This is a genomic window from Halomonas sp. (assembly GCF_029263665.1).
In the GTDB taxonomy this organism is placed as follows: Bacteria; Pseudomonadota; Gammaproteobacteria; order Pseudomonadales; family Halomonadaceae; genus Halomonas.
Window position 1 is genome coordinate 1 of the sequence record NZ_JAJUFQ010000023.1, and the last position, 20,887, is coordinate 20,887.

Sequence of the window (20,887 nt, forward strand, 5' to 3'; positions counted from 1 at the left end):
CCTGACGTTCTGGAACGGCGCCAAGGCCATCACCGGCGACGATGCCAACGGCAACTACCTGCACTATGGGGTGCGCGAGTTCGGCATGGGCGCGATCATGAACGGCATCGCCCTGCATGGTGGCTTCATCCCTTATGGCGCGACCTTCCTGATCTTCATGGAATACATGCGCAATGCCGTGCGTATGGCCGCGTTGATGGGTAAGCAGGCCATCTATGTGTTCACCCATGACTCCATCGGTCTTGGCGAAGACGGCCCGACCCACCAGCCTATCGAGCAGTTGACCAGCCTGCGCTCTACTCCGAACCTGCTGACCTGGCGTCCCTGCGATGCCACCGAGACCGCAGCAGCCTGGGGTGCCGCCATCAAGCGTCAATCCGGCCCCACCGCCCTGATCCTGTCGCGCCAGAACCTGCCGCATCAGCCGCGCACCAAGCAGCAGCTGGCGGATATCCAGCGCGGTGGCTATGTGCTCAAGCACGAGGCCGATACACACCAGGGCCAGCCGGAGCTGATCCTGATCGCCACCGGCTCCGAAGTGGCGCTGGCCATGGAGGCGGCGGCCGAACTGGAAAAGCAAGGTCGTGCAGTGCGTGTGGTGTCGATGCCTTGCTGCGATGTCTTTGACCAACAGGATGCCGACTACCGTGAATCTGTGCTGCCTAACGCGGTACGTGCGCGCCTGGCCGTAGAGGCCAGCCACCGCGATTACTGGAGCAAATACGTCGGCCTCGATGGCGATGTCGTGGGCATGACCACCTTCGGTGAATCCGCCCCTGCGGGCGAGCTGTTCAAGCACTTCGGCTTCAGCGTCGAGAATGTGGTGAAAAAGGCGCTAGCCCTAGTGAACTGAGCCTCCTTGCCGCAGACTGACGGCAAGGGACTCGACGCGAACTGGCACACTCTTTAGAATGTGGTGCGTCGCAATATCTGCGGCGAATGCGTCGATAAGCTCGTTGGCGTGACTCGTAAATAGAGTTTATGCATGCAGCTTGGCGACATAAGTTCTCAGGGCGGGGTGAAAGTCCCCACCGGCGGTGATCTCTCGAACGGCACCACGTCAAGCATGCCAGAGAGTCAGCCCGCGAGCGCCCTTCCGCTACCATGGTGAACTGGCGGAAGGGGTCAGCAGATTCGGTGAGAATCCGAAGCCGACGGTGATAGTCCGGATGGAAGAGAACGGTAGCAAACGCTTGGCATTGCCTGGACGGGCAGTGTCGGTGTTGGCGTCCGCTTGCCCTGATTCTGGTGATTGTTAGAGGAAAAACCATGAATCAGCCTAATGCTAGTCAAACTCCCCGCATCGCCTTCATCCAGGCCAGTTGGCATGACGACATCGTCGGCCGTGCACGGGAATCCTTCATTGCCACTCTGGCCGAAAAGCATGCCATCGATGCTTCCCAGGTCGATGTGTTCAGCGTTGCGGGTGCTTACGAGATTCCACTTCAGGCCAAGCTGCTGGCCAAGAGCGGCCGCTACTCTGCCATCGTTGGCGCCGGCTTCGTCGTGGATGGTGGTATCTATCGCCATGATTTCGTCGCCCAGGCAGTCATCGACGGCATGATGAAGGTTCAGCTCGACACCGAGGTCCCGGTGCTCTCCGTGGTGCTGACTCCGCACCATTTCCATGAGCATGCCGTGCACACCGAGTTCTTCCACGAGCACTTTGTGGTCAAGGGCCGCGAAGCCGCCGACGCCTGTGCCCTGACGCTGGAAAACCAGCGCAAGCTCCAGCAGTTGTTCGTTTGATGCAAGCTCGGGTTACTTTTCGGTACACCTGAAAGAACGGCGCCGCAGGGTCACCCCTGCGGCGCAAAAGAAGGCGTAAAGGTTATTCACTGACCACACGCCCTTTCTCCTCCATCGCTACCCTATCAACCTCACTTTTCTGCGCTTTCACCCAAGCCCTGACCCGGGCGACCTCTTCATTGCTCATTACCAGGTAAAGCTTGGTGCGCCGCTCGAGAATATCTTCTGCCGTACAGGCCCACTCCTGCTCCATCAGATAGCGTGCTTCGGCGGCGTAGAGGTCTGCCCCAAGGTGCTCCCCAAGATCCTCATAGCCCTTGGCTTCTCCCAGAATCTGCCGGGTGATGGTGCCGTACAGACGTGCATAGCGCTTGAGCGTGGCATGTTCCAGCCAAGGGTAGTCGTGTTCCAGACCAGCAAGAAAGGCGTCGAAATCCGCCCCGGGCATGTCGCCACCGGGCAGAGGAGCAGCGTCATTCCAGGCCTTGCCCATCTGCGGGAAATAAGAGCGCAGCTTTTCCAGGCCATGCTCCGCCAACTTGCGATAAGTGGTGATCTTGCCGCCGAACACTGACAACAGTGGCGCTTTACCGTCTTCATCGGTGATATCGAAGACATAATCCCGAGTCACCGCCGAGGGATTCTCCCGCGAATCATCGAACAAGGGGCGAATCCCGGAGAAGCTGTCGAGGATATCCTCGCGGCGGTATGGCTCGGCAAAGTAACGGTTGACTACCCCCAGCAGATAGTCGATTTCATTGTCGTCGATCGCCACCTGATCCGGATCACCTTCATAGACGATATCCGTGGTGCCCACCAGAAGCTTGTCGCCCTCGTAGGGGTTGACGAAAATCACCCTCTTGTCATCGTTCTGCAGCAGGTAGGAGTTCGCCGTGGCATAGCGCTTGGGCAGAATGATGTGGCTGCCCTTGACCAGCTTGACGCGGTCCTTGCCCTGTTCACCGAAGGCGCCTTTGAGCACCTTGTCGACCCAAGGGCCAGCAGCATTGATCAGTGCTCGTGCCCTGAGCGTGGTAATTTCACCGCTGTCGGTATCGGTCATTTCGACCTGCCAGTGATCCTGGTGACGAACCGCACGAGTACAAGCATGACGAGTATGAATGACCGCGCCCAGGCGCTGGGCATCCAGGGCGTTGAGTATCACCAGGCGAGCATCATCGACCCAGCAGTCCGCATATTCAAACCCCTTGGGAAAGTCATCCTTGATCGCCTGTCCCTCAGGACAGCTCAGCATGTTCAGACGGCGACTACCGGGCAACAGGTCATCCTTGCCTCCCAGGTGATCGTAGAGGAACAGGCCTGCACGAATCAGCCAGGCGGGGCGCTGTTCGGGGCTATGGGGTAACACGAAACGCATCGGCCAGATGATGTGTGGCGCTTTCTTCAACAACACACTGCGCTCTCGCAAGGCTTCCCGCACCAGTCGAAACTCGTAGTATTCCAGGTAACGCAGTCCACCATGCACCAGCTTCCCGCTACGCGACGAGGTGCCCTGGGCCAGATCATCCTTTTCACACAACACCACGGAGAGTCCTCGTCCTGCCGCATCCTGGGCAAAGCCCGCGCCGTTGATGCCTCCGCCGATCACCAGCAGGTCATAGAGAGGATCTTGTTCGCTCATCCACATGTCTCCTTCCGGACGCACATCCGGTTCTAAAACTCGGCGGTAACGCGCTCGAAATGGCGCCAGAAACCATCGGCATTGGCATAGGAACGGCGATAGACGCCGAACATGCGCTCATAAAGATTCTGTAGATCGGGATCAGGCATGACCCTTTCTTCTGCCAGGAACGGTGTTACCCAGGTCTGACAGGCATCCGCCAGAGTGCGGTGATGGCCCAGGCTCAGGCTGGCCACCATGGCGGCTCCCGCCGCTCCCGTTTCGTCCCGGGTCAATGTCCGCACCGGTACCCCCATGACGGCAGCAAGAATGCTGCATAGCGTCCGGGAACGTGCCGCGCCTCCCGTCAGGCGCAGTTCCTCTGGGTGTGCTTCCAGTGCGTGATAGCAATCACGGGCAGCAAAGGCGACGCCTTCATAGATGGCACGCACCATATGCAGCTGATGCGTGCCACTGTCGAGCCCCAGGAATTGGGCCCGGGCGCGAGGGTTGAAGAACGGTCCCCGCTCGCCATTGGTACTGATGAAGGGGTGGTAGATGACACGTCCCGGCTCCGTGCGGGCCAGCGCATCATCCAGACGCGGCAGCAGGCCCTCCGCATTGAGTGGCGTTTCCCCCAGAGCTTGCAGCATCTCGTTCAAGCCCTTGAGGAACCATTCAAGATTGAGCGTTGCCGCCATGTTCGAACACAGCTGAACCCAGGTTTGCGGCGCCACACAGGGCATGGTGTAGCAGGATTGGTTACTGAGCACGACATCACGCACGTCCTCGCGCACGGTGAGATGCGCCCCGGTGCTGCCGATGATGCTGCAGGCCACGCGCTTGCCAGGTTCATAGACACCAGCCCCCAATGCCGTGGCCAGCATGTCCACCGGCGCCAGCACCACAGGAAGCCCAGCACGCACGCCTATGGCTCGGGCCACGTCACCCTTCAACGCAGCATGCTCCTGGCTGCCATCGACAATGGGGGGCAACAGCTCGCGGTAGCGTGACAGGCCGAAGCCTTCCAGCACCTCTTCGCTATAGTCGCCACTACGGTAATCGCCATAAGTCCACAGCGCTTCGGCCGGATCGGTGGCACGCTCTCCCGTGAGGCAGAAGTACAACCAGTCCTTGCAGTGAAAGACCGTGGCGGCCTTGGCCAGTTGCTCAGGATGATGTGTCTCTAGCCACGCCAGTTGGCCGCTCTGCAGTGACTGGTTGAGCCCTGTGCCCGTGCGCCGATAAGCCTCGGGCCCCGTGCGTGTGGCGCGCCAGTGGGCAACGATGTCGCTGGAGCGCTTGTCGAGCCACAGCAAGGCATTTCCCACAGGATGACCTTCGGCGTCGATCATCCAGGTACCATCGCCCTGGCCGGTTACTGCAATGGCCGCCAGGCGAGGCACCAGTTGTGGATGTTCTCCGAGCAATGTAGTGAGCGTGGTCAAGGCGGCATCCCAGGTGCCGGAAAGGCTCTGCTCCACCCCTCCCGAGGCGGAATGATGAAGCTGGTTACTGCACTGGGACTTGGCCAATTCCTGGCCCCGGCCATCGAAAGCCACGGCCTTGATCACCGAGGTACCGGCATCCAGGCCAATGATGACATCGGTTTCCAGCGAAGCTGGTACTGAGCTTGGCATGCGTGTGTCTCCCGCTTGTTTTTATCGCTGTCATTCTTTGCCGTCGTTCTAGTCGTCCGTCGTTCTTGTCTTTATCGTTTTCGTTTAACGGCTATCGTTCTGCTGACTGTCACGCTGATGACGATTGTTGCCTGCCTGACATGGTGACCTGCTGACATGGTTGCCGCACTCTCCCGGCCTTCCTCCCGGCCTTCATGGGAAGCCTGATGAGGCATCTGTCGATGCGAGAATCCGGCGAGCAACGGCTTCGTCGGTGATCAACCCTTTGAGCAGACCGCTGGCCAGCACTGCGCGGATCGCCTCGACTTTCTCTTCTCCTCCGGCTACCGCAACGATGTGGTGACGACGGAGCTGCTCCATGGATAGCCCCAGGGCGCGCTCATTGATATCGCACTCGACACGCTGTCCATGCGCATCCAGGAACTGGCCCAGGATCTCGGCCGCGGCCCCCGCTTCGCGCAGACTCTCCGCCGCGGCCTCGTCGATTTCCCCAAGTTCCATCAACAACGAATGCCCCATGTCCGGTACGGCACCGAGCCCGACCATGGTCAGATCAGCCTGCACCGCCACCCCCATCACATCCTGGACACTGCGCTGAGCCATCAGTACTTCGCGATGATGGGCGGTATCGGCGAACAGTGGCACGGGCAGCAGATAGCCTTCACCACCGGTCTTGTCGACCAGCCGGTGGATGACGTCATAAGGGTTGAGGGACATCTTGCGCACTACGCTGCCAAGTACCGGCACCATGCGTACAGCGGAGCAGTCCATTACCGGCAGGCAATTGACCATCTCTGCCAGACTGCGCCCCCAACCCAGTCCCAGCACCTCCACATCCCCGGACTCCAAGCGAGACTTCAGGTAATGCGCGGCAGCACGTCCCAGGTTGGCCTGGGCATTTTCCGCCTCGGCAGGCAATTCCGGCACCACGATGCAGGTGTCGAGATCCATTCTCTCCTTGAGCTGATCCTCAAGCAGGATCAAGGCTTCCGGCGACCCTTCGATAAAGACCTGCACGGCGCCCATGTCATGGGCCATGGCCACCAGGCGATGGACCTTCATCCGCGATACCCCAAGTCGATCCGCAATATCGGCCTGGGTATAGCCCCCCACATAGGACAGCCACGCAGCACGCAGTGCCAGGTCGGCTTCGCTATGGCTTTCAGGTCTCGGTTTCACGTTCTTTAGTCTCGTTTTTTTCTGCTGCTTTGAAATTTTGTTCATTGGCTGTTAAAAATCACGTTAGTGAATCTTTGATAGCGAGTCAACGCCATCCATACCTGCACGGGGACCCTAGACGGAGACCACCATGCTCAAGTTCGCCACCAATCTCACCTTCATGTTCACCGAGGTGCCCTTCCTGGAACGCTTCGCCATGGCGCGCGAAGCCGGTTTCCGCTATGTGGAGTTCCATAACCCTTATCCATTCTGTACAGACACCGACACCATCCGTTTGGCGGCAGAACATGCGGGCGTCCAGATTGTCCACTTCAACCTGCCCGGGGGGGACTGGGAAGCAGGAGAACGTGGCATCGCCGTCCTGCCCCAGCGCAGCGAGGAGTTTCGCCAGGGCGTTTCCAGCACCATCGCGATAGCTCAGCGCCTGGGGTGCTTCCAGCTCAACTGTCCGCTGGGCTATCCCGATGAGCAGACATCCGCACAGGAACAGCGGCACACCTTGATCAACAACCTGCGTCACGCCGCTCAAGCCACACAGGACGCCGGTATCACACTGCTGATCGAGCCACTCAACCCGATTACCCATCCAGGCTATCCCCTGGTCAATACGCCTCAGGCCATTGCCCTGCTCGAAGAAGTCGATCACCCCAACCTGATGATCCAGCACGACTTCTATCAGATGCAGCGATCCGAGGGGGAGCTGACTGCCACTCTGAACCATCACCTCGATCGCATCGGCTTCATTCAACTGGCCGACAACCCGGGGCGCCATGAACCCGGCAGTGGAGAAATCAATTACCGCCACCTGTTTGCTGAGCTTGAGCGGCTCAAGTTCGACAGGTTGATTTCTCTGGAATACAGCCCGCGCACCAGCACTCTCGAGTCCCTGGGCTGGATCAAGGAATACGGCCTGTCACTCGCCCACTGATTACTGGAGATTGCCCATGACAACACCAAATACAGCATTCTGGATCGGCACCAGTTGGAAGATGAACAAGAACCTGGGCGAAGCCGCCCACTATGCCTCACAGATAGCCCAGGCTGGGATTTTCCAGGACCCACGCCTGCAAGGATTCGTGATCCCTCCTTTCACCGCACTGGCCCAGGTGTGCCGAGACCTTGCCGATAGCCCGGTCAAGGTTGGCGCCCAGAACATGCACTGGGCAGAGAGCGGCGCCTTCACCGGTGAAATCTCACCGGGCATGGTCGCTGACTGCGGCGCTACGATCGTCGAGCTGGGTCACAGTGAACGACGCGAATACTTCGCGGAAAACGATATCGACCTGAACCGCAAGGTCCACGCCGCGTTGAACAAGGGGCTGACCCCCTTGCTGTGCGTCGGTGAAACCAGCGAAGAAAAGGCCCTGGGCGCCGCCGTCGAAACGGTGGTACGCCAATGCCGCATGGCGCTGGCCGGTGTTGACCGCCATGGCCTGGACCGGGTGCTGATTGCCTATGAACCCGTATGGGCCATCGGCGAGAACGGTGTCCCGGCCAGTGCCGAATATGCTGCCCGGATGCATCGCCAGATTCGCCAGGCGCTGCCGACCAACTCGCGAGGCGAGCTATTGACCGTGCTCTACGGAGGCAGTGTCAACGCCGACAACTGCGAGGATCTGGCCGCACTGGAAGACATCGGTGGCTTGTTCATCGGCCGCAGCGCCTGGCAGGCAAAAGGCCTGATGGATATCGCCACCCGGGCCCTGGGTGCACGTTTCGGAGCCCACAATGTGGTCGCGACCAACACAGCGTAATTCCGAGCCTGGAATCCAGTGCAACCCCAGCCCCTGGATACATTGGCGAACCGGACAGCCCAATCCATCACTCATTGCATGACTCATTCCATAACAAACAACAGAGGTCGCAACATGAGCACGTACGCCAGTCTCAGTCCGCTGCCCACGAAGAAGCGTCGGCGAGTTGTCGGAATCGCCATCGTTGCCGTGCTCCTTGGCGCCATGGCACTGGACACCAAGATCGTGAAAATCGGCTCCGAAGCAGATAACCGCCAGGCAGGCTTTTCTGCCGAACGCTTTGGTGCCGAGCAGTTTCCCTTGATTCGTGATGATGTCAGTTCCCGCGCGGTCGATGCCGTCACCCTGGCCAAGGCCATCAGCACAGACCAGCAGGCTGCCAGCGAGCAATACGGCGTCGCCACCGATATCGGTCCTGTCATGCCGGTGTCATTCAGCGGCGTCGTTGGAGAAGGCAAGTCCGGTATCTACAACATCGAGGTCGAAGGCCTGCCGGATTCCCTGGGCATTCGTCTGCAGACCGGTCCTGCCATCAACGGCACGGACCTGCGCGATGCGACCGGCACCATCAAGTTTGGCCAGTTCACCAACCAGATCGAGTACCAGAACGCCGGTTCCGCCATCAACAACGAGATGAAAAAGCAATTGCTGGCGGACATTGATACCTCGAGCCTGAGCGGCAAGAGCATCAGCGTCGTTGGGGTATTCAAGTTGATCAACCCTGATAACTGGCTCGTTACCCCGGTCAGTCTCGAACTCCAGTGAGGCCTTCGATCATGACCCGTACCTCCTTGACTGACCTACAGCAACACAATTCGGCCCTGCCCTCTTTCCTCGAGGAAGGCAAGATCGGCGAGCCCATTCTCTCGGCGCGAAACATCGCAAAATCCTTCGGTAATGTGCATGCCCTGAAGACGGTGAACTTTGATATCCATCGTGGTCAGGTCACCACACTGTTTGGCGAGAACGGTGCCGGCAAGTCCACCTTGATGAAGATTCTGTCCGGTGTCATCCAACCCACTGCCGGCGACATTCTTCTCGAAGGCCAGCCGGTACACTTCGCGTCCACGACCGAAGCTCAGCATCATGGCGTGTCGATCATCCACCAGGAACTGAGCCTGGCGCCCAACCTGAATGTACGCGACAACATCTTCATGGGGCGTGAGCTGGTCGGCCCCATGGGGGTGGACTTTGCTGAAGAAGAGCGCCAGACCCGCCTGCTGATGGAAGAGCTGGACGAACCGATCGATCCTCTGACACCAGTCGAGGAGCTGCGCCTGGGGCAACAGCAGATTGTCGAAATCGCCCGAGCCCTGTCGACCAAGTCACGCATCCTGATCATGGACGAACCCACCTCGGCGCTGTCTGCCTCGGAGGTTGAAGTGCTGTTCCGGGTCATCGCCGACCTCAAGCGGCGTGGCGTGTCCATCGTCTATATCTCCCACCACCTGGAAGAGGCACTACAGATCACCGATCACGCCGTCGTGTTGCGCGATGGCAGCATGACAGCCTACGCCCCGCGCCAGGACATCGACCTGGAATGGATCGTGCGCAACATGGTGGGCGAAGGGTTTGATCTTGGGTCTCCACCCAGTGGCTACGATATGGGCGACGTCGCCCTTTCCCTGCAGGACATCAGCGTGACCGACCCGGCAAACCCAGAGCGGGCTCTGGTCAATCGCTTGTCTCTGGACCTGCGCGCCGGAGAAATCGTCTGTATCTACGGCCTGATGGGCGCAGGACGCACCGAGCTGCTCGAAAGTGTCGCCGGACGCATGCCCATCAGCAGCGGCAGCGTTCTGCTTGGCCAGCACGATGTCTCCCAGTTGACCATCGCGCAGCGTATCGAGCAGGGCCTGGTACTGGTACCGGAAGATCGCCAGCGCGATGGTCTGGTGCAGACCATGCCGGTGGGCCAGAACCTGTCACTGGCCAGCATTGGCGCTTTCACTCGCGGACTTTTCACTTCCGTGGCACGGGAAATGGAAGTGATCGAAGACTCCATTCGCAACGTGCATATCAAGACCGACGGCGGCAGTGCCGAGATCGGCAGTCTCTCAGGAGGCAACCAGCAGAAGGTGGTGATCGGCAAGATGCTGGCCACGCATCCACGCGTGGTGATGCTCGATGAGCCCAGCCGCGGCATCGACATAGGTGCCAAGGCAGAAGTGTTCAAGCTGCTGGCCGAAGGCGCCAGGCAGAAAGGCTTGGCCGTGCTCTATTCCACCTCGGAAGTCGGCGAGTGTCTGAGCATCGCCCACCGCATCCTGGTGATGAGCCGCGGAAGTATCGTCGCCGAGTTCTCGGCCGACGTCACCAAGGAACAGATCATGGCGGCCTCCGGCGAGTCCGTGGCCGCCTGAACCCTTATCAGCGGAGTGCAAGACAATGTCCAACAACAGCCCAGCCGCCACCCAAGCGAATTCGTCCACGCCACAGGCACGACCTCAGAAAGGCTTCGACCTGGCCCGCCTGCTTCTCGATGGACGTGCTTTCTTCGCCCTGATTGCCATCATCATCATTTTTTCCACGCTATCGCCGGTTTACTTTTCCGCCAGCAACTTCCTGACCATGTCGTCCCATGTGGCGATATTCGGCCTGCTGTCCATCGGCATGCTGCTGGTCATCCTTACCGGTGGCATTGACCTCTCGGTAGGCTCGACCCTGGGACTGGCCGGTGTCTTCGCTGGTTTCCTGATGCAGGGTGTGTCCTTCGAGGCTTTCGGCGTGATGGTCTATCCGCCGGTCTGGGTCGTGGTCATCCTGACCTGCGCCCTTGGCGCGTTCATCGGCGCCATCAATGGTGTGTTGATTGCCTATTTCAAGGTACCTGCCTTCGTCGCCACCCTGGGGCTCCTGTATGTCGCCCGTGGTGCTGCCCTGCTGATGACCGACGGCCTCACCTACAACAATCTGAGCGGGGACCCGGCCTTGGGCAATACAGGCTTCGACTGGCTCGGCTTCAACCGCCTGCTGGGTGTGCCGGTAGGGGTATGGGTGCTGGCTGCCGTTGCCATCTTGTGCATGCTGGCACTGAATCGCACCCCTTTCGGGCGCTGGATCTACTCCACCGGCGGCAATGCCCGTGCCGCAGAGCTATCCGGTGTACCGGTCAAGAAGGTCAAGGTCACGGTCTACGTGCTGTCCGGCATCTGTGCGGCCCTGGCTGGCCTGGTGCTGTCCTCTCAATTGACCTCTGCCGGCCCGACTGCCGGCACCACCTATGAACTGACGGCGATCGCAGGTGTGGTCATCGGTGGTGCCGCCCTGACAGGTGGGCGCGGCAATATCCGCGGCACTCTGCTGGGTGCCTTCGTCATCGGCTTCCTTTCCGATGGGCTGGTGATCATCGGTGTGTCGGCCTACTGGCAAACCGTGTTCACCGGTACCGTCATTGTGCTTGCCGTCATGCTCAACAGCGTCCAGTACAGTGGCCGCAAGGCCAAGAACTCGGCCAAGGACACCCCGCAGAAGACACCACAGGACGAGGAACCTGGAACGACACACGCTCGCCACGACAGTCGCCAGACAGAAGCACGGACTGCCAAGGCAACGTGACCCCCGATCACAGCCATCACTTGCATCATGTGTACGACCACTGACAACCACAAACCAGAAGGTGTATCGCTATGCTCATGAAAGGAAAACGTCTACTGATCGCAGCCCTCGCCATTGCCACCCCATTGATGGTGGGTACCGCCAGTGCCCAGGACAAAGGGCTGATCTCGATCATCGTCAATGATTCCTCCAACCCCTACTGGTTCACCGAGGGCGAAGTGGCCAAGAAGACCGCCGAGGAACTCGGCTATCAGGCTCATGTCAGCTCCCATGTCGGCGATACCAACAAGGAAAGCAACCAGATCGACACCGCCATTACCAATCAGGCCAAGGCCATCATTCTCGACCCGGCCAATGCCGACGGTTCCATCGGCGCGGTACGCAAGGCAGTGAATGCCGGTATTCCCGTGTTCATCGTCAATGCAGAAATCAACCAGCAGGGACTGGCCAAGGCACAGTTCGTTTCCAACAATGCCCAGGGCGCTGCCATCGGTGCCCAGCAATGGGTCGAAAGCGTCGGCGATGAAGCCAACTATGTGGAACTGAAAGGGGCACCATCCGACAACAATGCGGCGACCCGTTCCAATGGCTTTGAAACCGTACTCAGCCAGTACCCCGGCCTGACCAGAGTCGCCGGAGACGTAGCCAACTGGGACCGCACCCAGGGCTACAACAAGATGCAGAGCATGCTGCAGGCCAACCCGGATATTCAGGGGGTGATCAGCGGCAACGATGAAATGGCCCTGGGTGCCATCGCTGCACTCAAGGAGGCTGGCCGCCTGGATGGTGTCGTGGTCGGTGGTTTTGATGGTTCTCCGGATGCCATCGAGGCCGTCAAGTCCGGTGAGCTTGCCTACACCGTGCTGCAGCCCGTCGCCATCTTCGCCGAGGAAGCCGTGCGCCTGGCCGATACCTTCATCACCACCGGAGAAACAGGCCTGGAGAATGAGAAGAAGCTGTTCAACTGCATCCTGGTCACCCAGGAGAACGTGGACAAGTACAGCTCACCTTTCGTACTGGATCAGTAACCCTGCCATTCGACCCTGACGGATATACGACTCGAACGCCCCCAGCCGGGGGCGTTCTTTATTTGGGTTTATCTGAAGCACAGGCTTATCTGAAGCATGGGCTTATCTAAAATAATGGGCGAACGGGCTCAAGTTCTGCGCTTGCCGTAGCCAGTCCGACAGATGCTCGATATCACGGTTCAAGGGGTGCTCTTCCGTGTAATAGGCCACCTGTTCACGAACCAGCCCCCGCGCCAGCTCGGTTCCCGAAGCAAAGCCAGGCGCTTCGGTCAGGTCAAGCGCCTGGGCGGCAAGCAGCATTTCGATAGCGAGGATCCGATAGGTGTTATCCAGCGCCTGATCCAGCTTCAGCGCAGCGCTCTCGCCAAAACTGAGATGGTCTTCCTGCAAACCTGATGTCAGAAAGTTGTCGACCACCGCAGGCTGCGCCAAGCGCTTGTTGTCCGCCGCCAGAGATGCCGCCGTGTACTGGGCAATCATCATGCCCGACTTGATACCACCTTCCCGAGTCAGGAAGGCAGGCAGATCATTGGCCTGGGGAGTCACCAGGCGATAGCTGCGACGCTCGGACATCGAGCCCCATTCAGCCACTGCCATGGCCAGCACATCGCAGGCCATGGCTACGGAAGCACCATGAGGGTTGGCCTGGGAAACAATTCGGTGGTGGCCATCTTCTGCGATGACCAGAGGATTGTCAGTCGCTGACTGCAGCTCGAAATCGATCTGGCGCGTGGCATGCTCCCATTGATCTCGGCAGGCGCCATGTACCTGGGGCATGGAACGCAGGCTGAGCGCATCCTGCAGATGGTCCCCCCGGCACTGCTCCAACCATGGACTATCCGCCAGCATACGGCGCAGTATCCCTGCGGAATGCTGGACTCCAGGGTGACGCTTGAGCCCGGTCACCGCTGGGTCCAGCGCATCACGCTGGCCGCGCAGTGCCTCGAAGCTCATTGCCCCAGCAACCTCGGCCCAATCTGCGACACGTGCCGCATCATCCAGCACCAGGCAGGCCAGCCCTGTCATGGCTGGCGTTCCATTGACCAGACTCAGGCCGTCTTTCGGCCCCAGTTCCAGTGGTGTGATAGCGTGTTGACCCAGCACCTCGTACGCCGCCATCCGCCGGCCTTCAAACAGCACCTCTCCCTCGCCGATCAGCACCAGGCCGATATGGGCCATATGCGTGAGATAACCGACAGAGCCCCGGGATGGCACCCACGGCACGATGTTGGCATTGAGCAGTTGGACAAGCCTTTCGACCACTGCCGGACTGATACCAGAATGGCCATGAGAATAGTTGATGACGGCACAGCACATGATGGCGCGCACCTGGTCCTCACGCAGGGGGTCACCGACACCGCAGGCGTGGCTCATCAACGTATGCCTCGACAGGCTCGATAGCGCTTCACGTTCCAGCACCACATGGCATAGAGCACCAAGCCCGGTGTTGATGCCATAGTGAGGCACCGTACTGGCCGCAACCTGCTCAACGACGTCTCGGGCCTGCTGCACTCTTTCCTGACAGGCACGAGACAACGCCAGGGGCGCCGCATGACGGGCAACATTCACCACATCCCGCCAGGACAAGGGAACATCGCCAATCACAACCTGCTGCTTCATTCGTTCCTGCTGCTCCACCCGCTCATACTGGTCCATCTTCTTCTGCTTGCCCGGCATCATTTGCATGGATACATCACTCATTGCGAGCCCCCTCTGTCGCGACACTGCCTTCTGGCTCAGCATCCGTCTCGGGGACGCCCTTGATGTGCCCGTGGAGCACCTTGGCTGCCGATATCAATATCAGTGCAAACAAGAACACCACGCTGAAGCCGCCCGCTGCCGCCAGATACTTGATGCCATCGACACCTTGAGCACCACCCCCAAAGGCCACCATCAGATAGGCAATGGCACTGATTGACAGCCCCCAGATGATCTTCTGGCTTTTGGGCGACTCCTCATCCGCCGTGATGTTACGCGTGCAGATGGTCGCAATGGTGGCCGACATGGAGTCCGCCGCCGTGGCAAAGGAAAGGATCAACGTGAATATCGCCATCGGCACCAGCAAGCCTGCCAACGGGATGTTCTGCAGGAAGCCCCATAGCCCCGACACCGCGCCATGCTCCTGCACCACGGAGATCAGGTCGAGCGTGCCATCGAGCTGCCACTTCAATGCCGAACCGCCCCAGATGGCGAACCAGACAATGCCAAACGCAGATGGCAGCACCCAGTTGATGATCAGGAATTCACGCAGGGTCCGGCCGTAGGAAATACGTGCCAGAAACAAGCCCATCAATGGAGCGTAGGCGACCCAGATGGCCCAGTCATACATCGTCCACCAGGTCACCAGCGCTTCACCTCCGGATTCCTTGGTGTCGAATGACCAGCTCAGCAGATGATTGAGCCAATAGCCGAGACTGGTCGTGGATAGGCTGAGAATGTAGGTCAGTGGCCCCACGACGACCAGGATGGCGAGGAAGACGTAGAACACATAGGCATTGATCGATGACAGCCAGCGAATGCCTCGTTTGAGCCCTGATACCGCAGAAATCACGAAGATACTGGTGATCACCAGCGTCAGGATCAGCCAGGTGACAGGGTTGGAAGCGATGCCATATTGCGCCTGGATACCGGAGCCGATAAGCGCCAGGCCAGCGCCCATGGAAGATGCCAGCCCCAGGGTAATGGCCAGCACGGAAATCACATCGATGAGACCACGCACCCAGGGTGCGTCGCCGTGGCGGCCAAGCACAGGAGCGACCGTGGAGGATATCGAGAAACGCATGCCACGGTTGTAGTGCATGTAGCCAATCATCAGGCCAACGATCGAGTAAATGGCGTAGGGGATGAAACTCCAGTTGTGGAAGCTCCTGGCCATGGCAAAGACGGCTGCCTCATTACTGCCAGCGGCAAAGCTCTGCTGGCTTAGCTCGCCATAGATATTGCCCAGGTAGATGACCGGTTCATTGACCGCATAGGTCACGACACCAGTGGCAATCCCTCCTGTCAGCGCCATGGCGAAGGTCGCCGGCATGGAGAACCGGGGCCTGGCGTGTTCGCCCCCCAGGCGGATGCGCCCTGCCCGGGAAAAGAAGAACACGCAGGTGATCACCAGGGCCGATACCGCGATCAACTGATACAGCCAACCGAAGTCGGATAACGATACGTAGAAAATCTGCCGGGTGATTTCCACCAGCAGCTCGTTATTCGTCATGCCGATGATCACGGCCAGGATGACGATGGAAAAGACCGGAAAAAACACCTTCTTGTTGAGCGACTTCTTGTCGAGCAGCTTGTTGTCATTGTTCGGCATGCGAAGGATTCCTTGCAGCACGGCCGAGAGGCGTCGTCGAATCACCCCTCGGTATGGGTCAGTGGGCCTGTCGATGCTACATATGCAGCCACACATACAACACCATATGTATATACATTAAGTACAAGAAAGCCGCCATCATTTTCTTCCCAGCCGCATACAACAAGGAAATCTCCTGGTTCGCTGAATTCCGGCATCTGACACTTTCGTATATGTATATACATATACGAGAATAAAAAAGGCCCGGAACACATTTCCGAACCTGTAGAAGGGAACATCACGAAAGACGACGAAACCGACTTGCCTCAGTCACTATTACGGCAAGCGTCACTGGCTCAGTCATGGGGGATTCAACCGTCAGTGGTTCACCCGTTACTGCCGCACTCACGACTGACATAGCGCAAGTGAATCAGTGGATAAGGACGCCCCTGGTCGTCGGTGGGGGAACGTCCCGCACGCTGAAACCCCATGCGTTCATAGAAGCCGACCGCCTGGGCATTCTGCTCGTTGACGTCCGTGGTCAGCGCAGGGCACAGGCTCAGGCCATGCTCGACCAGTGCACGCCCCACGCCCGTACTGCGGCAATCAGGGTCCACAAACAGGGCATCCATGTGGCTGCCCGTGAGCAGCATGAAGCCAAGCGCTCTATCCTGGCAGTCGACGGCCAGCCATAGAGGGGCATTCGGCAGGAACCCTTCCAGCTCCTGCTCTATATCATGTCGGTCCTGCTCGGAAAGGAAATCGTGAGTGGCGTCCACGGCTCTCTTCCAGATTCGCATGGCGCACTGTCCATCCGCAGCGGTCGAACGACGAAACTTGATCGCCATGGTCTTCATTCCTTGAAGCTTCCTCAGTGTCAATGGGTGGTCATCCCGGTTGGCGACAATCAGCGCAGCATGGGTCAACCCAGTCGCTCTTCCCTTGGCGTCATGCCAAAGTGGTTGCGATAAGCGGTGGAGAAATGAGCGGCAGAGGAAAAACCTGTCTGCAGGGCAATTTCCCCCGCCGGCCGATCACTTTCGCGCAGCATGCGCCGGGCTTTCTGCAAGCGCAGGTCAAGGTAGTAGCGACTCGGCACTGACTTCAGGTATTTCTTGAACAAGCGCTCCAACTGACGGCGAGAGATTCCGAGATGTTCGGACAGTTCATGGGTGGTCAACGGCTCCTCAATATTGGCCTCCATCAACTGAACCGCCTCAATCAAGCTCTCCGGCGCATGGGCCAGGCGTGAACGCAAAGGCACCTGCTGAGGCTCATCGCCCATGCGGATGCGTTCCATGACGAAGTATTCCGAAATCCGCGTCGCCAGCGCCGGACCATGCTGACTCTCCACCAGGGTAATCATCATGTCCATGGCCGCAGTACCTCCACCACAGGTAATGCGATCGCGATCAATCTCGAACAGTTGCTGGGAAAGGCGCACTCGGGGATGAGCCTGTGCGAAGGCTTCAAAACGCTGCCAGGGCAATGTGGCATGATAGCCATCCAGTAGCCCTAGCCGCGCCAGCGCTTCCGTACCCCCACCTATTCCCCCCAGCACGACGCCAGCCGCCGCCAGGCGCTTCAGCCAGACCGCCAGTTCGTCGGGTATGCCTGCTGGCAGCTTGGCCGGCCCGCAGACCAGCACCATGTCAGGCTGTACCGGAGATTCGTCAATGGAGGCTTTAGGCAGCAAGGTCTGCTGTGAAGCACTGGTCACCGCCTCGCCTGCGCAGGAATAACTGGTCAGGCGATAGAGTGTCTTGCCATACAACAGGTTGGCCACATGCAGAGGTTCCGTGGCACAGGCTTGGGCCAGCAGGGAGAACCCCGGCATCACCACAATTCCCACCTGGCGCATTAAAGCCGGTGAACGCGTGGTGATCGAAGGGTTGGGCATGGGGAAATCTCAAAATGATGCTGGCGATAAACCCATTCTACGTTAGCCGAGCGCATACATCAGCGCTGTTTCACTTTGTGCATAATGCACACCGCCGGAAGCATATCCGGCGGTGTATAAGAAGCGTGGCTCAATCGATACCGGTCACAAGCAGGTTGCGTCATCAGGTGCTTGCCATGGGGCTGGCCTTACAGCTGAACGACGTCGAAATTCACCTCTGGATTGACATCTGCATCGTAGTCGACGTCCTTGCGCTCGAAGCCGAACAGCTTGAGGAACTCATGCTTGTAGCCGGCATAGTCGGTAATGGTGGACAGGTTCTCGGTAGTGACCTTGGCCCACAAGTCCTTGCACGCCTGCTGGACATCGTCACGCAGCTCCCAGTCGTCCAGACGCAGACGGCCATGGTCATCGGTCGCCAGGCCCAGACCACCGTAGAGACGCTCACCGAACAGGCGATTGAGCTGCTCGATGGTACCTTCGTGGATATCCTGCTCCTTCATGATCTTGTAGACCATGGCGATATACAGCGGCATCACCGGAATGGCGGCACTGGCCTGGGTCACTACCGACTTCAGCACGGCCACGTTGGCACCGCCACCGCTGGCCTTGAGGGACTCATCAATGGCAGCCGCAGCACGGTCCAGGTCTTCCTTGGCCTTGCCCAATGCTCCATGCCAGTAGATCGGCCAGGTGATTTCAGTACCGATATAGCTGAAGGCCACACTGCGGGCGCCTTCAGCCAGCACACCGGCTTCGGCCAGAGCCTTGATCCACAGTTCCCAATCCTGGCCACCCATCACCGCGATGGTATCTTCGATTTCCTGCTCGGTAGCCGGCTCCACCGATGCCTCGATGATGGTGTCCTTGTTGGTGTCGATGGCCGTTGCCGTGTAGGTCTCGCCAATGGGCTTGAGGCTGGAACGCTTGAGCTCTCCTGTGTCCGGCAGTTTGCGTACCGGAGATGCCAGGGAATAGACCACCAGGTCGACCTGTCCCATATCCTGCTTGATCAGTTCAATGGCCTTGTCACGAGCTTCATTGGAGAAGGCATCGCCATTGATGGACTTGCTGTACAGCCCTTCGGCCTTGGCAAACTTGTCAAAAGCGGCAGCGTTGTACCAACCTGCAGTACCCGGCCTGCTTTCGGTGCCTGGCTTTTCGAAGAACACCCCGAGAGTGTCAGCTCCATAGCCAAAGGCGGCGGTGATACGCGCAGACAGGCCATAGCCACTGGATGCTCCGATCACCAGCACCTTCTTCGGCCCCTTGGACGTATCGAGACCACGGGCACGTGTCGCCTCGATCTGCTCGAGAACATTCTTCTCGCAGCCGACAGGATGGGTTGTGGTGCAGATAAAACCGCGGACCTTGGGCTTGATGATCACGACATACCTCTTCGTTCTACGCGGTTCCCTGCGAGAACCGCTTTACTCAAATAGGAAGTGGAAACCGCTTCCCTCTGTATTGATGCAATAACGTATTGATGCAATAACGCGTTAATGCGTCATTCTAGCGAGCCACGCCCGCGCTGTCCGCACTTGTGGTAACAAAGCCTCTGGTGCACCATCCCCTCCACCGCTCGAGGAGAAGTCTATGGACGCACAAACCCTGGTCGATGAACGCGGCGAATTGTGGCTGGCCCTGGCCCCGCTGTGGCTGGAGCGAGAGCCCCGTGAGGCCGATTATGCCCGCATGGTAGAAGTCATCACCCGTCACGACATCAGCCTGACGGAACTGGAGTGGATCTTCCGCCTGGAGCTGGCACCTGTGCTATCGCGCTCGCAGATGTCAGTAGCTGGCGAATGGAGAAAGTTTGACGACCTGCAACTGATGAGACGTCTGGTCGCCCATAACCTGCGGCTCAAGGGCTGGCGACGCAAGACCTGGGCACTGTTTTCGGGGCTGACCACCATGATGACACGTCACCGCTTCAACGAGCTGATAGAGCGTGTCGCTGTTGCGCGCGGCGAGACCGACTAGGCGATAGGCTCATCCAATGCTTCCTCCAATACCACCAGCATGGCATCAGCCCCATCCCTCGGAGCAAAGCGCCGGATCACCCGGCCGTCTCGTGCCACCAGAAACTTGGTGAAATTCCACTTGATCGCCCGGGTCCCCATCACGCCTGGGGCGGCCTCCTTGAGTTCACGAAACAGAGGATGCGTCAGGGAACCATTGACAGCCACCTTTTCCATCAAAGGAAACGTCACGCCGTACTGGCGTTCACCAAAAGCACAGAACATTTCAGCAGACTCTGGCGACTGACGACCAAACTGATTGCAGGGAAACCCCAGTACGGTGAAGCCACGTTCGCGGTGCTCACGGTATAGCGCTTCCAGTTCAGCCAATTGCGGAGTGAAACCACATTTGCTGGCCACATTGACGATCAACAGCACTTGCCCCCTCAAGGCCCGCAAGTTGAAGGGCTCGCCGCTATGGGTGCGGCATTCATGATCATGTACGCTCATCTGAATCACCACCTTTCCCGCTCGCGCAACAGGCGCACAGCAAGCAGAGTATCCGGCGTCACCTCAGGCAGGGCCATGGCTTCATCAGGCTCGACCCAGAATGCCTGGGCCACTTCTTCTTCTTGCAGCTCCAGCGGGCCATCATGGATCACCCCATAGACACTACCGAAGATATGATGGCCATCCTGGCGGTAAACAAACGCCAACTCTTTGCCCAGTTTCACTTTTCTAATGCCTAGCTCTTCAGCCAGTTCCCGCTCTGCAGAATGGCGCACTGCCTCTCCGGCACATACCACCCCCCCTGCTGCCAGGTCGATACCGCCGGGAAACACTTCCTTCTGCAGCGTCCGGCGCTGAGCACATAGCTGTCCTGAAGAGTTACGCACCACGATATAGGTTGCACGGTGCCAATAGCTCATGCGTCGCATTTGCGCACGCCATGCACTGCCGCACGGTCGGTTGCGGGCGTCGACCAACTGGATCCGCTCCCTGGCGGTCACCTGGCTGACAGATGCCTCAGCGACGTTGGCGGCAACAATGCTATCCATGGACATGGTAAGGCTCCGTGCAAAAGCCATCAGACTACCCGCGCTGCGCAAATGCGTCACCTGCTTGTATGCAGGATCACTTTGACCTCTCGTAACTCGCGACCCATGCTCAAGAAAGCACAGTCAAGAAAGCATACCTATATCTAGACA

At 59.0% G+C, this 20,887-nt stretch carries 19 protein-coding genes and 1 riboswitch; of the genes, 9 read left to right on the top strand and 10 right to left on the bottom strand.

Going from position 1 to position 20,887, the window contains the following annotated elements:
* A partial coding sequence (locus tag Q1K07_RS17680; protein ID WP_300314040.1) for a transketolase C-terminal domain-containing protein occupies positions 1-853 on the top strand: 853 nt, incomplete at its 5' end.
* Between the two features lie 147 nt (positions 854-1,000).
* A riboswitch (FMN riboswitch) is annotated at positions 1,001-1,185 on the top strand.
* 84 nt (positions 1,186-1,269) lie between these two features.
* Positions 1,270-1,749 (top strand): 6,7-dimethyl-8-ribityllumazine synthase, encoded by a 480-nt coding sequence (locus Q1K07_RS17685; protein WP_300314043.1) that lies wholly within the window; start codon positions 1,270-1,272, stop codon positions 1,747-1,749.
* A gap of 82 nt (positions 1,750-1,831) precedes the next feature.
* On the opposite strand, the gene Q1K07_RS17690 is transcribed toward Q1K07_RS17685, so the two are convergent.
* From Q1K07_RS17690 to Q1K07_RS17700, 3 genes are all read right to left on the bottom strand, one after another.
* Positions 1,832-3,391, bottom strand: coding sequence for a glycerol-3-phosphate dehydrogenase (locus Q1K07_RS17690; RefSeq protein WP_300314045.1), 1,560 nt, complete (start codon positions 3,389-3,391; stop codon positions 1,832-1,834).
* A gap of 32 nt (positions 3,392-3,423) precedes the next feature.
* Entirely contained in the window at positions 3,424-5,010 is a 1,587-nt protein-coding gene (locus Q1K07_RS17695; protein WP_300314048.1) for an FGGY-family carbohydrate kinase, read from the bottom strand.
* Positions 5,011-5,202: 192 nt separating this feature from the next.
* Positions 5,203-6,189: a sugar-binding transcriptional regulator gene (locus Q1K07_RS17700; protein WP_300314050.1), complete on the bottom strand. Its 987-nt coding sequence runs from the start codon at positions 6,187-6,189 to the stop codon at positions 5,203-5,205.
* A 130-nt stretch (positions 6,190-6,319) separates the two neighbouring features.
* On the opposite strand from Q1K07_RS17700, the gene Q1K07_RS17705 reads away from it, so the two are divergent.
* The 6 genes from Q1K07_RS17705 to Q1K07_RS17730 all read left to right on the top strand — a co-directional run bounded on the left by Q1K07_RS17705 (position 6,320) and on the right by Q1K07_RS17730 (position 12,529).
* Positions 6,320-7,117: a TIM barrel protein gene (locus Q1K07_RS17705; protein ID WP_300314053.1), complete on the top strand. Its 798-nt coding sequence runs from the start codon at positions 6,320-6,322 to the stop codon at positions 7,115-7,117.
* A gap of 16 nt (positions 7,118-7,133) precedes the next feature.
* Entirely contained in the window at positions 7,134-7,943 is an 810-nt protein-coding gene (locus Q1K07_RS17710; RefSeq protein ID WP_300314055.1) for a triose-phosphate isomerase, read from the top strand.
* Between the two features lie 114 nt (positions 7,944-8,057).
* On the top strand, positions 8,058-8,708 hold the full coding sequence (locus Q1K07_RS17715) for a DUF2291 family protein (protein WP_300314058.1): 651 nt from the start codon (positions 8,058-8,060) through the stop codon (positions 8,706-8,708).
* An 11-nt stretch (positions 8,709-8,719) separates the two neighbouring features.
* Complete coding sequence (locus tag Q1K07_RS17720) at positions 8,720-10,306, top strand: sugar ABC transporter ATP-binding protein (protein WP_300314061.1); 1,587 nt, start codon at positions 8,720-8,722, stop codon at positions 10,304-10,306.
* A gap of 25 nt (positions 10,307-10,331) precedes the next feature.
* Positions 10,332-11,501 carry an ABC transporter permease gene (locus Q1K07_RS17725; protein WP_300314063.1) on the top strand — a complete coding sequence of 390 codons (1,170 nt, stop codon included), beginning with the start codon at positions 10,332-10,334 and terminating at the stop codon, positions 11,499-11,501.
* 71 nt (positions 11,502-11,572) lie between these two features.
* Entirely contained in the window at positions 11,573-12,529 is a 957-nt protein-coding gene (locus Q1K07_RS17730) for a D-ribose ABC transporter substrate-binding protein (RefSeq protein ID WP_300314066.1), read from the top strand.
* Between the two features lie 102 nt (positions 12,530-12,631).
* On the opposite strand, the gene hutH is transcribed toward Q1K07_RS17730, so the two are convergent.
* The 5 genes from hutH to fabV all read right to left on the bottom strand — a co-directional run bounded on the left by hutH (position 12,632) and on the right by fabV (position 19,106).
* Positions 12,632-14,230, bottom strand: coding sequence for a histidine ammonia-lyase (gene hutH, locus Q1K07_RS17735; RefSeq protein ID WP_300314068.1), 1,599 nt, complete (start codon positions 14,228-14,230; stop codon positions 12,632-12,634).
* Positions 14,223-15,839: a BCCT family transporter gene (locus Q1K07_RS17740; protein ID WP_300314071.1), complete on the bottom strand. Its 1,617-nt coding sequence runs from the start codon at positions 15,837-15,839 to the stop codon at positions 14,223-14,225. The genes hutH and Q1K07_RS17740 overlap by 8 nt, the downstream gene beginning before the upstream one ends.
* Positions 15,840-16,204: 365 nt before the next feature.
* Positions 16,205-16,666, bottom strand: coding sequence for an acetyltransferase (locus Q1K07_RS17745; protein ID WP_300314073.1), 462 nt, complete (start codon positions 16,664-16,666; stop codon positions 16,205-16,207).
* A gap of 74 nt (positions 16,667-16,740) precedes the next feature.
* Positions 16,741-17,718: a GlxA family transcriptional regulator gene (locus Q1K07_RS17750; RefSeq protein ID WP_300314076.1), complete on the bottom strand. Its 978-nt coding sequence runs from the start codon at positions 17,716-17,718 to the stop codon at positions 16,741-16,743.
* A 188-nt stretch (positions 17,719-17,906) separates the two neighbouring features.
* Complete coding sequence (gene fabV / locus Q1K07_RS17755; protein ID WP_300314079.1) at positions 17,907-19,106, bottom strand: enoyl-ACP reductase FabV; 1,200 nt, start codon at positions 19,104-19,106, stop codon at positions 17,907-17,909.
* Between the two features lie 208 nt (positions 19,107-19,314).
* Here fabV and Q1K07_RS17760 point away from each other — a divergent pair, with 208 nt between their 5' ends.
* Positions 19,315-19,701 (top strand): hypothetical protein, encoded by a 387-nt coding sequence (locus tag Q1K07_RS17760; RefSeq protein WP_300314081.1) that lies wholly within the window; start codon positions 19,315-19,317, stop codon positions 19,699-19,701.
* On the opposite strand, the gene Q1K07_RS17765 is transcribed toward Q1K07_RS17760, so the two are convergent.
* Both Q1K07_RS17765 and Q1K07_RS17770 read right to left on the bottom strand, forming a co-directional pair.
* On the bottom strand, positions 19,698-20,189 hold the full coding sequence (locus Q1K07_RS17765; protein ID WP_300314084.1) for a glutathione peroxidase: 492 nt from the start codon (positions 20,187-20,189) through the stop codon (positions 19,698-19,700). The genes Q1K07_RS17760 and Q1K07_RS17765 overlap by 4 nt on opposite strands.
* A 5-nt stretch (positions 20,190-20,194) precedes the next feature.
* Positions 20,195-20,743 carry an NUDIX domain-containing protein gene (locus tag Q1K07_RS17770; RefSeq protein WP_300314086.1) on the bottom strand — a complete coding sequence of 183 codons (549 nt, stop codon included), beginning with the start codon at positions 20,741-20,743 and terminating at the stop codon, positions 20,195-20,197.
* Positions 20,744-20,887 lie beyond the last annotated feature (144 nt).

Coding starts and splice junctions, on each gene's coding strand:
- Q1K07_RS17770 (WP_300314086.1), bottom strand. CDS start 20,743: ATGTCCATGGATAGCATTGTTGCCGCCAACGTCGCTGAGGCATCTGTC.
- Q1K07_RS17765 (WP_300314084.1), bottom strand. CDS start 20,189: ATGAGCGTACATGATCATGAATGCCGCACCCATAGCGGCGAGCCCTTC.
- Q1K07_RS17720 (WP_300314061.1), top strand. CDS start 8,720: ATGACCCGTACCTCCTTGACTGACCTACAGCAACACAATTCGGCCCTG.
- Q1K07_RS17685 (WP_300314043.1), top strand. CDS start 1,270: ATGAATCAGCCTAATGCTAGTCAAACTCCCCGCATCGCCTTCATCCAG.
- Q1K07_RS17705 (WP_300314053.1), top strand. CDS start 6,320: ATGCTCAAGTTCGCCACCAATCTCACCTTCATGTTCACCGAGGTGCCC.
- Q1K07_RS17710 (WP_300314055.1), top strand. CDS start 7,134: ATGACAACACCAAATACAGCATTCTGGATCGGCACCAGTTGGAAGATG.
- Q1K07_RS17740 (WP_300314071.1), bottom strand. CDS start 15,839: ATGCCGAACAATGACAACAAGCTGCTCGACAAGAAGTCGCTCAACAAG.
- Q1K07_RS17760 (WP_300314081.1), top strand. CDS start 19,315: ATGGACGCACAAACCCTGGTCGATGAACGCGGCGAATTGTGGCTGGCC.
- Q1K07_RS17695 (WP_300314048.1), bottom strand. CDS start 5,010: ATGCCAAGCTCAGTACCAGCTTCGCTGGAAACCGATGTCATCATTGGC.
- Q1K07_RS17725 (WP_300314063.1), top strand. CDS start 10,332: ATGTCCAACAACAGCCCAGCCGCCACCCAAGCGAATTCGTCCACGCCA.
- Q1K07_RS17730 (WP_300314066.1), top strand. CDS start 11,573: ATGCTCATGAAAGGAAAACGTCTACTGATCGCAGCCCTCGCCATTGCC.
- Q1K07_RS17715 (WP_300314058.1), top strand. CDS start 8,058: ATGAGCACGTACGCCAGTCTCAGTCCGCTGCCCACGAAGAAGCGTCGG.
- hutH (WP_300314068.1), bottom strand. CDS start 14,230: ATGAGTGATGTATCCATGCAAATGATGCCGGGCAAGCAGAAGAAGATG.
- Q1K07_RS17750 (WP_300314076.1), bottom strand. CDS start 17,718: ATGCCCAACCCTTCGATCACCACGCGTTCACCGGCTTTAATGCGCCAG.
- Q1K07_RS17745 (WP_300314073.1), bottom strand. CDS start 16,666: ATGGCGATCAAGTTTCGTCGTTCGACCGCTGCGGATGGACAGTGCGCC.
- Q1K07_RS17690 (WP_300314045.1), bottom strand. CDS start 3,391: ATGAGCGAACAAGATCCTCTCTATGACCTGCTGGTGATCGGCGGAGGC.